The sequence below is a fragment of the Burkholderia sp. COPS genome (assembly GCF_019425585.1).
GTDB classification, from domain to species: Bacteria; Pseudomonadota; Gammaproteobacteria; order Burkholderiales; family Burkholderiaceae; genus Burkholderia; species Burkholderia cepacia.
On sequence record NZ_WIXR01000009.1, the window covers coordinates 351,722 to 364,967 of the forward strand.

Annotated in this window: 10 protein-coding genes and 2 pseudogenes; 4 read left to right on the forward strand and 8 right to left on the reverse strand. The window is 66.1% G+C overall.

Annotation, left to right across the window (positions count from 1 at the left end; genetic code table 11):
- Positions 1 to 9: 9 nt before the first annotated feature.
- From FOZ70_RS07535 to glcD, 5 genes are read right to left on the reverse strand one after another with little or no spacing between them, the layout of a single operon-like run.
- The gene (locus FOZ70_RS07535) at positions 10 to 2,184 is read right to left on the reverse strand and encodes a malate synthase G (protein ID WP_059651479.1); all 2,175 of its coding nucleotides are present in this window, start codon (positions 2,182 to 2,184) and stop codon (positions 10 to 12) included.
- A gap of 42 nt (positions 2,185 to 2,226) precedes the next feature.
- A complete protein-coding gene (locus FOZ70_RS07540; protein ID WP_048023940.1) occupies positions 2,227 to 2,631 on the reverse strand; it encodes a heme-binding protein in 405 nt (134 codons plus the stop codon).
- A 20-nt stretch (positions 2,632 to 2,651) separates the two neighbouring features.
- On the reverse strand, positions 2,652 to 3,872 hold the full coding sequence (glcF, locus tag FOZ70_RS07545) for a glycolate oxidase subunit GlcF (protein WP_219705362.1): 1,221 nt from the start codon (positions 3,870 to 3,872) through the stop codon (positions 2,652 to 2,654).
- A gap of 24 nt (positions 3,873 to 3,896) precedes the next feature.
- Positions 3,897 to 4,973 (reverse strand): glycolate oxidase subunit GlcE, encoded by a 1,077-nt coding sequence (glcE, locus tag FOZ70_RS07550; protein WP_219705365.1) that lies wholly within the window; start codon positions 4,971 to 4,973, stop codon positions 3,897 to 3,899.
- Positions 4,973 to 6,472, reverse strand: a complete 1,500-nt coding sequence (glcD, locus tag FOZ70_RS07555) for a glycolate oxidase subunit GlcD (protein ID WP_219705368.1) — start codon at positions 6,470 to 6,472, stop codon at positions 4,973 to 4,975. The genes glcE and glcD overlap by 1 nt, the downstream gene beginning before the upstream one ends.
- 232 nt (positions 6,473 to 6,704) lie before the next feature.
- Here glcD and glcC point away from each other — a divergent pair, with 232 nt between their 5' ends.
- From glcC to FOZ70_RS07575, 4 genes and pseudogenes are all read left to right on the forward strand, one after another.
- The gene (glcC, locus tag FOZ70_RS07560) at positions 6,705 to 7,475 is read left to right on the forward strand and encodes a transcriptional regulator GlcC (protein ID WP_219705371.1); all 771 of its coding nucleotides are present in this window, start codon (positions 6,705 to 6,707) and stop codon (positions 7,473 to 7,475) included.
- Between the two features lie 250 nt (positions 7,476 to 7,725).
- A pseudogene (locus FOZ70_RS07565) lies at positions 7,726 to 8,151 on the forward strand (DUF6306 domain-containing protein); the annotation flags it as partial.
- 35 nt (positions 8,152 to 8,186) lie between these two features.
- Positions 8,187 to 8,484, forward strand: a pseudogene (locus tag FOZ70_RS07570) (DEAD/DEAH box helicase); the annotation flags it as partial.
- Positions 8,485 to 8,672: 188 nt separating this feature from the next.
- A complete protein-coding gene (locus FOZ70_RS07575; protein WP_219705375.1) occupies positions 8,673 to 9,947 on the forward strand; it encodes a tetratricopeptide repeat protein in 1,275 nt (424 codons plus the stop codon).
- Positions 9,948 to 10,067: 120 nt separating this feature from the next.
- Here FOZ70_RS07575 and FOZ70_RS07580 read toward each other — a convergent pair whose 3' ends face one another.
- From FOZ70_RS07580 to FOZ70_RS07590, 3 genes are all read right to left on the reverse strand, one after another.
- The gene (locus FOZ70_RS07580; protein ID WP_027790229.1) at positions 10,068 to 10,919 is read right to left on the reverse strand and encodes a carbohydrate ABC transporter permease; all 852 of its coding nucleotides are present in this window, start codon (positions 10,917 to 10,919) and stop codon (positions 10,068 to 10,070) included.
- Positions 10,920 to 10,940: 21 nt separating this feature from the next.
- Entirely contained in the window at positions 10,941 to 11,909 is a 969-nt protein-coding gene (locus FOZ70_RS07585; protein ID WP_059857175.1) for a sugar ABC transporter permease, read from the reverse strand.
- Positions 11,910 to 11,979: 70 nt separating this feature from the next.
- A complete protein-coding gene (locus FOZ70_RS07590; RefSeq protein WP_219705378.1) occupies positions 11,980 to 13,239 on the reverse strand; it encodes an extracellular solute-binding protein in 1,260 nt (419 codons plus the stop codon).
- Positions 13,240 to 13,246 lie beyond the last annotated feature (7 nt).

Below are 13,246 nucleotides of genomic sequence, written 5' to 3' on the forward strand. Positions count from 1 at the left end.
CGGCCGTGCTTATCCGCCGTGCTGTTGCGCCTTGAACGCGAGCCGGAACCGGTGCAGCAGCGGCTCGGTATAACCGCTCGGCTGCGACGTGCCCTGCAGCGCGAGCGCGCATGCGGCCTTGAACGCGGTCGACTGGTCGTAGCCGGGCGCCATCGGGCGATAGTTCGGGTCGCCGGCGTTCTGCTGGTCGACGACGCGCGCCATCCGCTTGAACACGTCGAGCACGAACGCCTCGGTGATCACGCCGTGGCGCAGCCAGTTCGCGATGTGCTGGCTCGAAATGCGCAGCGTCGCGCGGTCTTCCATCAGGCCGACGTCGTGGATGTCGGGCACCTTCGAGCAGCCGACGCCCTGTTCGACCCAGCGCACGACGTAGCCGAGGATGCCCTGCGCGTTGTTCTCGACCTCGCTCAGGATCTCGGCTTCGCTCCACTCGGCACGCTCGACGACCGGCACGGTCAGCAACCCTTCGAGCAGCGTGTCGCGTTCGCTCGCGTACGGCGTCTTCTCGAGTTCCTGCTGGACGGCCTGCACGTCGACGAGGTGGTAGTGCAGCGCGTGCAGCGTCGCGGCGGTCGGCGACGGCACCCACGCGGTGTTCGCGCCGGCGCGCGGATGCGCGATCTTCTGCTCGAGCATCGCGTGCATCAGGTCGGGCATCGCCCACATGCCCTTGCCGATCTGCGCGCGGCCGCGCAGGCCGGCCGACAGGCCCGCGAGCACGTTGTTGCGCTCGTACGCCTGGATCCACGCCGACGATTTCATGTCGCCCTTGCGGATCATCGGGCCCGCTTCCATCGCGGTGTGCATCTCGTCGCCGGTGCGGTCGAGGAAGCCGGTGTTGATGAACGCGACGCGCGCGGCGGCGGCGGCGATACACGCGGCGAGGTTCACGCTGGTGCGGCGCTCCTCGTCCATGATGCCCATCTTCAGCGTGTTGCGCGGCAGGTTGTACAGATCCTCGATGCGCGCGAACAGCGTATCGGCGAATGCGACTTCGACCGGGCCGTGCATCTTCGGCTTCACGATGTAGATCGAGCCGGTGCGCGAGTTGCGCTTCGCCTTCAGGTCGTGCAGCGAGCACAGCACCGTGACGACGCCGTCGAGGATCCCTTCCGGAATCTCGTTGCCGTCGCGGTCGAGCACCGCGCCGTTGGTCATCAGGTGGCCGACGTTGCGCACGAACAGCAGCGAGCGGCCGTGCAGCGACAGCGTGCCGCCGTCGGGCGTCGTGTACTCGCGGTCGGCGTTCAGGCGGCGCGTGAAGGTCTTGCCGCCCTTCGCGACTTCCTCGACCAGCGTGCCCTGCATCAGGCCGAGCCAGTTGCGGTAGAGCTGGACCTTGTCGTCGGCGTCCACCGCCGCGACCGAATCCTCGCAGTCGATGATCGTGCTGACCGCGGCTTCGAGCACGATGTCCTTCACGTTCGCGAGATCGGCGCGGCCGATCGGCGTCGATGCGTCGATCTGGATCTCGAGGTGCAGGCCGTTGTGCTTCAGCAGGATCGCGGACGGCGCGTCGGCCGCGCCCTGGTAGCCGACGAACTGCGCCGGCTGCGCGAGGCCGACGATCCCCTTGGCGGTTTCGACGGCAAGCTGGCCGTCCTGCACGCGGTAGCGCAGCGCGTCGCGGTGCGAGCCGCTCGCGAGCGGCGCCGCGTTGTCGAGCACGTTGCGCGCGTAGTCGATCACGCGCTGGCCGCGCGTCGGGTTGTAGGCCGTGGTGCGTTCGGCGCCGCCGTCTTCCGGCAGTGCGTCGGTGCCGTACAGCGCGTCGTACAGGCTGCCCCAGCGGGCGTTCGCGGCGTTCAGCGCATAACGCGCGTTCGACAGCGGCACGACGAGCTGCGGGCCGGCCTGCGTCGCGATCTCGCTGTCGACGTTCGCGGTGGCTGCCGCGACGTTCGACGGGACCGGCACGAGGTAGCCGATTTGTTCGAGGAATGCGCGATACGCGGCGTGGTCGCGCACCGGGCCGGGGTGCGCGCGGTGCCAGGTGTCGAGTTCCTGCTGCAGGCGGTCGCGTTCCGCGAGCAGCTCGCGGTTGCGCGGCGCCAGGTCGTGCACCAGGGCCGAGAAACCGCTCCAGAACGCGGCCTTGTCGATGCCGGTGCCCGGCAACGCTTCGTTTTCAATGAACTGGCTCAGCGCTGGCGCGACTTGCAGTCCTGCTTGGTCGATCATCGTTAATCCTCCCGGGGAAAAATGCGCGCGCGGTTTGGCTGGTTATGTCGCGACGCTTTGTGTGCCGGCGCGGGCAATCTGCGCGTCCTGTTCGGACTTTACGCCAGACACGCCGATCGCGCCCGCGATCCGGCCGCCGACGGTGACCGGCACGCCGCCTTCGAGCAACCCCGTCAGCGGCGCGCTGAGAAACGCGGTGCGGCCACCGTTGATCATATCCTCATACGCCTTCGTCTCGCGCCGGCCGAGCGCCGCCGCGCGCGCCTTGTCCTGCGCGATACAGGCGCTGGCCGGCGATGCGCCGTCCAGGCGTGCAAACGCGAGCAGGTGGCCGCCGTCGTCGACGACGGCGATCGACACGGCCCAGCCGTGGCGTTCCGCTTCCGCGCGGGCGGCGGCAAGCATGCGGTCGGCATCGGCCAGTTCGAGTTCGGGTTTCGTCTGCATGGAGATCCTCCGGAATCAGGTCAGTTGACGAGATGGTTGTCGACGAGCTCGATCCAGTGGCGCACCGGCGTGCGGCCTGCGCCGTTCAGGTGAGTCTGGCAGCCTACGTTGGCCGTGACAATCAGGTCCGGGCGTGCGGCTTCGAGCGCGTCGAGCTTGTTGTCGCGCAGCGTCGTCGCGAGTTCGGGCTGCGTCAGCGAATACGTGCCGGCCGAACCGCAGCACAGATGGCCGTCGGCGACATTCGTCAGATCGAAGCCGAGCCGCGTCAGGATGTTTTCCACCGCGCCGCCGAGCCGCTGCGCGTGCTGCAGCGTGCACGGGCAATGAACCGCGATGCGGCGCGGCGTCGATTCGGCCAGCGCGTCGAGCGGCTCGGCCGCGATCACTTCCGCGAGGTCGCGCGCGAGCGCGCTGACGCGCCGCGCCTTCTCCGCGTAGACGGGGTCGGAGCGCAGCAGGTCGCCGTATTCCTTCACGAACGCGCCGCAGCCGCTTGCCGTCAGCACGATCGCTTCCGCGCCCGCTTCGATCGCGGGCCACCATGCGTCGATGTTGCGGCGTGCGCGGGCGAGGCCGGCATCCTGCGCGTTCAGGTGATATTCGGTCGCGCCGCAGCAGCCGGCCTCGCGCGCCGGGCTCACGCTGATGCCGAGCCGGTCGAGCACGCGCGCGGCGGCCGCATTGGTGTTCGGCGACAGCGACGGCTGCACGCAGCCCTCGAGCATCAGCACGCGCCGCGCGTGGCGCACGGGCGGGCGCGGCGCGGCCGCGGGCACGGCGGCCGGGATCTTGTCCCGCAGCGTGCCGGGCAGCAGCGGGCGCAGCGCGCGGCCGGCCTTCAGCAACGCGGCGAACGTTGCCGGGCGCGGCACGACGTGCCGCAGCCCCGCGCGCAGCAGGCGCTCGCGCGCGGGCCGCTGCGCACGCTTTTCGGCTTCCGCGCGGCCGATGTCGAGCAGCGTGTGATAACGCACGCCGGACGGGCAGGTCGTCTCGCAGTTGCGGCACGTCAGGCAGCGGTCGAGATGCCGCTGCGTGCGTTCGCCGCACGGCTCGCCTTCGAGCAGCTGCTTGATCAGGTAGATGCGCCCGCGCGGCCCGTCGAGCTCGTTGCCGAGCACCTGGTAGGTCGGGCAGGTCGCATTGCAGAAGCCGCAGTGCACGCACGCGCGCAGGATCGCTTCCGCTTCGTCGGCCCGGGCGAGGGCCTTGCTTGCTTCGCTGAGATTGGTTTGCATCGGCGGGTCGGGATCGGGGTCGCGTCAGAAATCGGCGTACAGGCGGCCGGGATTGAAAATCGCATGCGGGTCGAGCTGTGCCTTGAGCTGGCGGTGCACGCGCAGCAGCGCGGGCGGCAGCGGCTGGAACGGCTCGTGCGTCGTGCCCGGCGTGAAGCAGGTCGCGTGCCCGCCCCATTGCGCGGCGAGCCGCTGCACGTCGGCCGGTGCGGCGTCGCTTTTCAGCCAGCGCTGCGCGCCGCCCCAGTCGGCCAGCAGCGCGCCGGGCAGGGCGTCGAGCGGCGCGGCGGCCGGCACCGACACGCGCCACAGCGGGCGCGGGTCGTCGAAGAACGGCAGCGCAAGGTCGCGCAGCCGTGCCCAGAACGCATCGTCATGGTTGTCCATGGCGTTGCCGCCGATCGTGCCGCGAGCGGCCTTCACCGAGCCCTCGCCGCCTTCGATCCGCACGCGCAGCACGCCGTCCGCGTGGCAGGCGCCCGCGAGCGGCAGCCCCGCGCGCCGCCATGCGGCGACGCGCTGCACGGCTTTGTCCACTGCGAGCGGCAACGCGAGATCGCACGTCGCACGGGGCTTCGGCAGCACCTTCAGCGACACCTCGGTCACGACGCCGAGACAGCCGAAGCTGCCCGCGAGCAACCGCGACACGTCGTAACCCGCGACGTTCTTCATCACCTCGCCGCCGAAGCGCAGGTGTTTCGCGTGGCCGGTGATCACGCGGCAGCCGAGCACGAAGTCGCGCACCGCGCCGGCCCACGGGCGGCGCGGGCCCGACAGCGCCGCCGCGACCATGCCGCCGACCGTGGCCGCGCCGCCGAACGACGGCGGCTCGCACGGCAGCATCTGGCCGGCCGAATCGAGCATCGCCTCGAGGTCGGCGAGCGGCGTGCCCGCGCGCGCGGTGACGACGAGTTCGGTCGGGTCATAGGACACGACGCCGCGATGCGTGCGCACGTCGAGCGTGCGGCCTTCGACGGCGCGGCCGAGGAACGCCTTGGTACCGGCGCCGCGAATGTGCAGCGGCTGGCGGTCGTGGATCGCCGCGTCGACCTGGGCGACGAGTGTCGCGCTGTCGTCGATCGATTCGATTTCGCGTCGCATCAGAAACGCTCCAGTTCGGGAAACGGCAGCTTGCCGTGATGGACGTGCATCGCGCCGAATTCGGCGCAGCGGTGCAGCGTCGGGATGTTCTTGCCGGGATTGAGCAGGCCCTGCGGATCGAACGCGGCCTTCACCGCGTGGAAGAACGTGATTTCGTCGGCGTTGAACTGCACGCACATCTGGTTGATCTTCTCGCGCCCGACGCCGTGCTCGCCGGTGATGCTGCCGCCCGCCGCGACGCACAGCTCGAGGATCTTTCCACCCAGCGCTTCCGCGCGGTCGAGTTCGCCGGGGCGGTTTGCGTCGAACAGGATCAGCGGGTGCATGTTGCCGTCGCCGGCATGGAACACGTTCGCGACCGGCAGCCCGTATTCGGCGGACAGCGCGGCAATTCCTTCGAGTACGCGCGGCAACTCGCGGCGCGGGATCGTGCCGTCCATGCAGTAGTAGTCGGGCGACATGCGGCCGACCGACGGGAACGCGTTCTTGCGGCCGGCCCAGAAGCGTTGGCGCTCCGCCTCGTCGCGCGCGACACGGATCTCCGAGGCGCCGGCATCGCGCAGCAGCGTGGCGACGCGTTCGGCATCTTCGTCGACGTCGGTGGGCGAGCCGTCGAGTTCGCACAGCAGGATCGCCTGCGCGTCGACCGGATAACCCGCGTGGATGAAATCCTCGGCCGCGCGGATCGCGAGGTTGTCCATCATCTCGAGGCCGCCGGGGATCACGCCCGCGCCGATGATCCGCGCGACGGCGGCACCGGCTTCGGCGACGTCGTCGAAGCTCGCCATCAGCACCTTCACGCTCGGCGGCTTCGGCAGCAGCTTCACGGTCACTTCGGTGACGATGCCGAGCATCCCTTCCGAGCCGGTGAACAATGCGAGCAGGTCGAAGCCGGGTGCGTCGAGCGCGTCGGCGCCGAGCGTGAGCGTATCGCCGTCGATCGTCAGGATCTCGATCTTCAGGATGTTGTGCACCGTGAGCCCGTATTTCAGGCAGTGCACGCCGCCCGCGTTCTCGGCGACGTTGCCGCCGATCGAGCATGCGATCTGCGACGACGGATCGGGCGCGTAGTAGAGGCCGTGCGGCGCGGCTGCCTGCGAGATCGCGAGGTTGCGCACGCCGGGCTGCACGCGCGCGACGCCGGCATCGGGGTCGATGTCGAGAATCCGGTTGAACTTCGCCATCACGAGCAGGAGGCCTTTTTCGAGCGGCATCGCGCCGCCCGACAGCCCGGTTCCCGCGCCGCGCGCGACCACCGGCACGCCGAGCGCGGCGGCGACGCGCAGCACTGCGCGCACCTGCTCGACCGTGTCGGGCAGCACGACCGCGAGCGGTACCGTGCGATAGGCGGCGAGGCCGTCGCATTCGAACGGCTTGAGCGCTTCGCGCTCGTGCAGCACGTCGAGGCCTGGCGCCGCCGCGTGCAGTGCGGCGACGAGTGTGTCGCGGCCGACGGTCGCCAGCGGGCCGTCGATCCGTTCGTCGTAGGTGAAACTCATCGTGTGTCTCCGTCTCCACTCTCTTCACCATGCGGGCGGCCGCGGGATGCGCGACGCGCCGGATGGACGGCATTCTTGGCGGCCGGCCGGTGTGTGTCCATACGTCGCGGTCGTGGTCATACCAGTTTTTCGAAGTGTGCCGTGAAGGCGGGGTGGGTCTTGACGTAAAAGCCAATCACGACAAGGGTTTATGAGAAAATCGGCGACATCCGTCCAAAGTGGTCATACCAGTATGGAAATGCAGGATCGACAAGCGCCGGCGCGCAATGTCGCCGATGTCGTCGCCGAGCGGATCGAGCAATTGATCGTCGACGGCGTGCTGAAGGCCGGGCAGGCGTTGCCGTCCGAACGGCGGCTGACCGAAAAGCTCGGCGTGTCGCGCACGGCCGTGCGCGAAGGGATGAAGTTGCTGCGTGCGCGCGGGATCATCGAGACGACGCACGGCAAGGGTTCGTTCGTCGCGAGCCTGACCCCGCAGCGCGAAGTCTCGCCGATGATGCATCTGCTCGGCTCGCAGCCGCGCACGCTGTACGACCTGTTCGAAGTGCGCGGGATGCTCGAGACGGAGGCCGCGCGGCTGGCGGCGCTGCGCGGAACGTCCGCCGATTTCATCCTGATCAAGCGTCGTTATGACGAGATGACCGCCGCCGATGCGCAGGATCTCGACCCGGTCGCGCGCGCGAAGCTCGATCACGCGTTTCATCTCGCGATTTGCGAGGCGTCGCATAACCCGGTGCTCGTGAATACGTTGCAGTCGCTGACGGATCTGCTGCTGAGTTCGGTGTTTGCGTCGGTGAACAACCTCTATCACCGCGAGCCGTTGAAGAAGCAGATCGATCGCCAGCATGCACGGCTCTATAACGCGGTGACCGGGCGGCTGCCCGAGCAGGCGCGCAAGGCGGCGAGCGAGCATATCCGCCAGTGCGTCGAATATCTGAGGGAGATCGAGCAGGAGGAGCAGCGGCTCGTGCGGTCGACGTTGCGGCTTGAAGGGTGGACTTGAGCAGGCGCCGGTGTGTTCGTGTCATGACGTCCATCAAGCGACGTGCGTTGGCGATGCGGGTTGATTGGTTGTTGCATCATGATGTGACGTATATGGCACGAGGCACGCGCTGATTTGCACGTTCGTGCAACACGCGCCGTGTACCGTCGCACGTATTACGCCATCGATCCTGACAGGAGGGTGCTGCATGTCGATTCCGACGCATGGCGACGGGCCTGACGCCCGCGCCGATCTGACTCCGCATGAAGACCGCGCCGCGCTGGTGGCGACGCTTGACGAGTTGCTGGAGGCCGAGCGCGCAGGCGCACGTGTCGCATCCGAAATGGCGGCCGAGGTGAGCGACGATCCCGAACTGCACCGGCTGATCGCCCATATTCGCCAGGACGACACGCACTGGTGCAGCGTGCTCGTCGATGCGATCCGGTCGCTCGATGCGGAACCGACGCGTGCGACCGGCGTGTTCTACGAGAAGGCAATGGCGATCGACGATCTGGCTGGGCGGTTGGCGTTCCTGAATCGTGGCCAGCGCTGGGTCGTGCGGAAGCTGCAGGCGTTGCTGCCGACGCTCGCCGATCGGGACATGCATCACGCACTGTCGTTGATGCTGGTGGCGCACGAGAAGAATATCGGGGCGGTTGATGTGCGGCTGCGCGGCGGGGCGCAACCTGCGCCGTAATCACTGGAATTGCGGCTTTAGCCCGGAGTACGTCCATGTCATTTGCCTCGCCTGGCCTGATCGAGCCTCTGCTGCGTCATCTGCAGGGCCTCGATTGCCAGACACCCGAGCCGGTGCGGGCCGAGGCGATTCCTGCCGCACCGAGGGGCGAGTACGTCATGGCCGCGGCCGAGACCGTCACGGGCAAAACGGCGGGTTTTGCGCAGCCGCTGCTGCAACGCCTCGTCCGACACGGCCCGGCGGTGTCGAGCAACCGCGCGCATGCTCGCGCCTGCGCGTGAACCGGCCGAACAAGAACTGCAAAGCTTCGTCGAGTACGGCAAAGGCCTCGAAGAAGCGGGCTCCGACTGCGATTGCGCGGCAACGGTGCTTGCGCCGAGACAGGTGGGCCCATTCCATTCGCGGCCATCGCGTAATAATCGATACTATCCGGCGGGCGGCGCCATTCTCTGTCGATCATCGCGGCCGCCGGATGCCACGTACGCTGCTTGAACCACGCGCTCAATCGTTACAACCGACCTATGAATCGATCGCTTCTCTCCGTCGTCTCGGCAATGTTGTTGATTTTGGTTCCAATGACCGAGGTATTGGCTAGCGAGCCCGGCAAAACGGTAACCACTGATCCCTCGCTCGTACCGGCGACGGTCGATTCAACAAGCGCGCAACAGACAGCTGTCACGCTCGCTCAACGTGGGCAGGCAGCAGAAAAAGCCCAAAACTACCCGCTAGCCATCAGCTATTACACCGCGGCGCTCAACTTGCATCCGCTTTTTCTTGACGCGCTGGTAGGGAGAAGTCTTGCATACGACAAGATCCACGAGCGGGAAAATTCCGCGGATGATGCCTTGGCTGCGGCGAAAATAATAAACGACGCGGGAAAAAATTACAGGCTTGCGTCCTATCTATACAGGTTCGCGGGTCTTGGATACTACTTGTCGAACAAGTATGAAAAATCCGTAGTCGCCTTTACGGGGGCAATTAATATCGATCCGTCGGATCCGGGTGCCTATGTACACAGGGCGGGTTCATATAAATTAATGCTGGATTTCGATCATGCTCTCCTGGACCTGAAAAAGGCGTTGGAACTCGACCCCGGGAGCATCGCCGCAAAAGACAGTTATGCAATGGCCTTCGCAGATATGGGGTTGTATCAGGTCGCCATCGACAAATTGAACGAGTCGCTGGCCGCGGATAAAAATGCGTCGACGACCTACGTGAATCTCGGCCAAGTGTATATGTCGATGGAAAGGTACGACGACTCCCGCCGAAATTTGAACAAGGCGCTACAACTCGATCCGCAAGATTGGGATGCTGTCTTGAATGACGTGAAGCTGAATTTCTATACAAAGAATTATGCGGCCGCATTGCGTGAAGCCAATGCATGGCTGGACAACAACAGCGAAAACAGCAGTTCCGAAGATGTCGCATACATGCTGATCTGGAAGCACCTGGCATCGCAACGGCACGGAGTGGATGACCGGGTGAGCCTGGACGGCGAATCTTCGAGATTGCGGAATCAGGAATCGTGGCCTCGCCCGGTCATCGATTTCTTCCTGTCGAAAATGGATGCCGACCAACTCAGGACGGCAGCGGCCAAGGGTGATGCCGTGCCTCCCGGGGCACGTCAATGTGAAGCCGAGACTTATATCGGGGAAGCGAATATGATGGCCGGCAAGGTGGAGGACGCAATGAGAAATTTCGAAACGGCTGCTTCGCTTTGTCCGGTTTCGTGGGCTGAATATGATTTGGCGAAATTCGAAATAAAATCGATAAAGAATTTCGTCGCGTCACCGTAATGATCGCTTGCAGATCGTTTGGCGACATCCATCCCGATCCGCGAAGATAAAAAAAGCCCGCCGAAGCGGGCAACCTCTCGATGCAGAGGGGGAGATACGAATACGCAGGGCTGCGCGCGTTCAGCCTTTGGTCGCTCCAAACGTCAGCCCCGCCACAAAATGCTTCTGCATCGCGAAGAACATCGCGACGGACGGCAATGCCGCCAGAATCGACCCGGCCGACACGAGATTCCACGACGTCGTCCATTGCCCCTTCAACGCGGCGACCCCTGCCGTGATCGGCGCGGCCTCATCGCCTTGCGTGAGACACAGCGCCCAGAAGTAGTCATTCCACACGAACGTAAAAACAAGAATCGCCAGCGCGGCCAACGCCGGCCGGATCAACGGCAACACGATCCGCCAGAACACCGTCCATTCCCCCGCTCCTTCGATCCGCGCCGCCTCGATCAGCTCGAACGGCAACTGCTTGATGAAGTTGCGCAGGAACAGCGTGCAGAACCCCGTCTGGAACGCGACATGAAACAGGATCAGCGCCTCGACCGTATTGAACACGCCGAGCCGCAGCGACAAGTCCCGCACCGGAATCATCAGCACCTGCACCGGCACGAAATTACCCGCGACGAACGTGCCGAACAGCGCCGTGCTCCCGCGAAACTTGTAGGTCGCAAGCGCAAAGCCCGCCATCGCCGCGAGCGCGATCGAGCCAAGCACGGACGGCACCGTGATCTGCACGCTGTTCCAGAAGTAATGCAGCATCGGCGACGTGGTCAGCGCATCGCGATAGTTCTCGATCATCGAGAAGTGCCGCGGCCAGCCCCAGTAGTGGCCTTCGACGAGTTCCTCGGTCGAGCGCACCGACGTGACGAACACGGCGATCATCGGCAGCAGCCAGATCACGAGCGCGACGGGCAGCGACAGCTTGTACAGCCGGCGCGAAACCGGCTTCCATTGGGCAACGGGTGTCGGAAACATGATGAAGGCATCCCCGGAAGGTCATTGCTCGTTGCGCAGCAGGCGGCGCAACTGGAACACGATGTAGACGAGCATGATCGCGAACAGCACGACCGCGATCGACGCGGAATAGCCGAGCCGGTAGTACTTGATCGCCTGGTCGTACATGTAATACGCAAGCACGGTCGAGCTCTCGAACGGGCCGCCGCTCGTCATCACCGAGATCAGGTCGAAGCTGCGCAGCGCACCGATCACCGTGACGACGATCGCCATGAAGGTGGTCGGCCGCAGTTGCGGCAGCACCACGTGCCACAGCAGCGCGAAGCCGCGCGCGCCTTCCATGCGTGCGGCTTCGATCTGTTCCGGATTGAGCGACGTGAGGCCGGTGAGGTACAGGATCATGCAGTACGCGGTTTGCGGCCACAGCGCGGCGAACACGATGCCGAACGTCGCGTAGCGCGCGTCGCCGAGCACCGGGATGCCGTGCCCGGCGATCAGCGCGAGCAGGCCGAACGTCGGATCGTAGAACCACGAGAAGATCAGGCCGACGACCACACCCGACAGCACGAACGGCGCGAAGAACAGCGACTTCACGAGCCGGATGCCGGCGACCGCCTGGTTCAGGTACAGCGCGAGCGCGAGGCCGAGCGGCGGCGCGAGCATGAAGAGCGCGAGCCAGATTACGTTGTTGCGCAGCGCCGTGTAGAACGTCGGCGCTTGCAGCAGCTCCGCATAGTTCGCGAGACCGACAAACGTGCGCTCGGTCATCCCGTCCCAGTTGTACAGGCTCAGCCACAGCGTCGACAGGATCGGCCAGATCACATAGACGGCAACCATCGCGCAGGCCGGCGCGAGAAACAGCCACGCAGCACGCCGTTGCCGCCGCACGGCGGGCGACGGGCGGCGCGCGGGTAGTGCAACAGCGGAAACCGCGGCGGGCGCGCGAGGGTGCGGCGGTTCCGGCGGCGCGGCGGGCGGCTCGAGGTGTCGGGACGAAATCGGACTGGACACGGCAGGGCTCCTGAACGAGCGAACGATGGGACAGCCGCAGCGGCGGAGCACCGCCGCGCGGGTCACGGCATTACTTCTTGTAGATCCGCTTGCGAGTCTGTTCGAGCTGCGCGAGCACCGTATCGAGCTGCGCCGGATTCGCGAGGAACTGCTGCATCCCCTTCATCCCCTCGTCGGCCATTTCCTTCGTCATGTCGCGGTCGTAGAACTGCGCGACGCCGCCCTTCGTGTCGGCCAGGATCCGGAAGCCGATGCGCGAGACCGGATCGGCCGGCTCGGGCGACTTGCTGTTGGCCGACAGCGAACCGAGGCCTTCCGCGAGCTTCGCGCCCATCTCGGGTGTTTCGACGAACGCGAGGAACGTGTGCGCGTCGGCCTTGTTCTTCGCCTTCGTCGGGATATGCAGCGATTCGACCGGGCCATCCTCGGCGGTCGGCACCTTCGGGTCGATGATCGGGAAGCGGTAGTAGCCCATTTCCTGCTTCACGTTCGGCGGAAATCCCGCCGCGATGAAGGTGCCCATCAGCATCATCGCGGCCTTGCCCTGGAACAGGAACGGCTGGGCGCCGTCGAGATCGTAGGACAGCGCGTTGTCGATGAAGTAGCCCGCGTCGATCAGCGACTTCCACGTCGTGTAGACCTTCTTCACGCGCGGGTCGGTGTACGGCACGTCGCCGGCCATCAGCTGCTGGTGGAACGCGTTGCCGTTCAGGCGCAGGTCGAGATAGTCGAACCAGCCGGCGAGGGTCCACGCGTCGCGGCCGCCGATCGCGACCGGCGTGATGCCGGCCGCCTTCAGCTTCTTGCATGCGTCGAGAAACTGGTCCCACGTCTTCGGCTCGTCGGCGATGCCGACCTTGCGGAACAGGTCCTTGCGGTAGAACAGCCCCCACGAGTAGTAGACGGTCGGCGCCGCGTACTGCTTGCCGTTGTACGACGATGCGTCGCGCGTCGATGCATACATCGCGCCCCAGCCGTTCTTCGTCCAGTCGCCGCTCAGGTCCTCGAACAGCCCGCGCTTCGCGTAGTACGCCATCCGCTCGCCGGCGTGCCAGTTCACGACGTCCGGCGCGACGGTCGTGAGCCAGGCGGGGAGCTGCACCTTGTACGCTTCCTCGTCGACGAAGGTCGCCTTCACGTCGATGTCGGGATGCGCCTTGTGGAACGCGTCGAGCGTCGACTGCCAGACCGCGCGCTGGCTGGCGCCCTTGAACGCGATGTTGATCGTCAGCGTGCCGGCATCGGCCGGCGCCGTCGTGCCGAGCGATGCCAGTGCGACAGCGGCGGCCGTGGCGAGCCGGGTGGCGAAGCGAAGGGGGCAATGTGTCATGCGTGTC

What these genes read in the sequence shown, in the direction of transcription:
- FOZ70_RS07535 (WP_059651479.1), bottom strand. Translation starts at nt 2,184, where the DNA reads ATGATCGACCAAGCAGGACTGCAAGTCGCGCCAGCGCTGAGCCAGTTC.
- FOZ70_RS07590 (WP_219705378.1), bottom strand. Translation starts at nt 13,239, where the DNA reads ATGACACATTGCCCCCTTCGCTTCGCCACCCGGCTCGCCACGGCCGCC.
- glcE (WP_219705365.1), bottom strand. Translation starts at nt 4,973, where the DNA reads ATGCGACGCGAAATCGAATCGATCGACGACAGCGCGACACTCGTCGCC.
- FOZ70_RS07580 (WP_027790229.1), bottom strand. Translation starts at nt 10,919, where the DNA reads ATGTTTCCGACACCCGTTGCCCAATGGAAGCCGGTTTCGCGCCGGCTG.
- glcF (WP_219705362.1), bottom strand. Translation starts at nt 3,872, where the DNA reads ATGCAAACCAATCTCAGCGAAGCAAGCAAGGCCCTCGCCCGGGCCGAC.
- glcC (WP_219705371.1), top strand. Translation starts at nt 6,705, where the DNA reads ATGGAAATGCAGGATCGACAAGCGCCGGCGCGCAATGTCGCCGATGTC.
- FOZ70_RS07540 (WP_048023940.1), bottom strand. Translation starts at nt 2,631, where the DNA reads ATGCAGACGAAACCCGAACTCGAACTGGCCGATGCCGACCGCATGCTT.
- FOZ70_RS07575 (WP_219705375.1), top strand. Translation starts at nt 8,673, where the DNA reads ATGAATCGATCGCTTCTCTCCGTCGTCTCGGCAATGTTGTTGATTTTG.
- glcD (WP_219705368.1), bottom strand. Translation starts at nt 6,472, where the DNA reads ATGAGTTTCACCTACGACGAACGGATCGACGGCCCGCTGGCGACCGTC.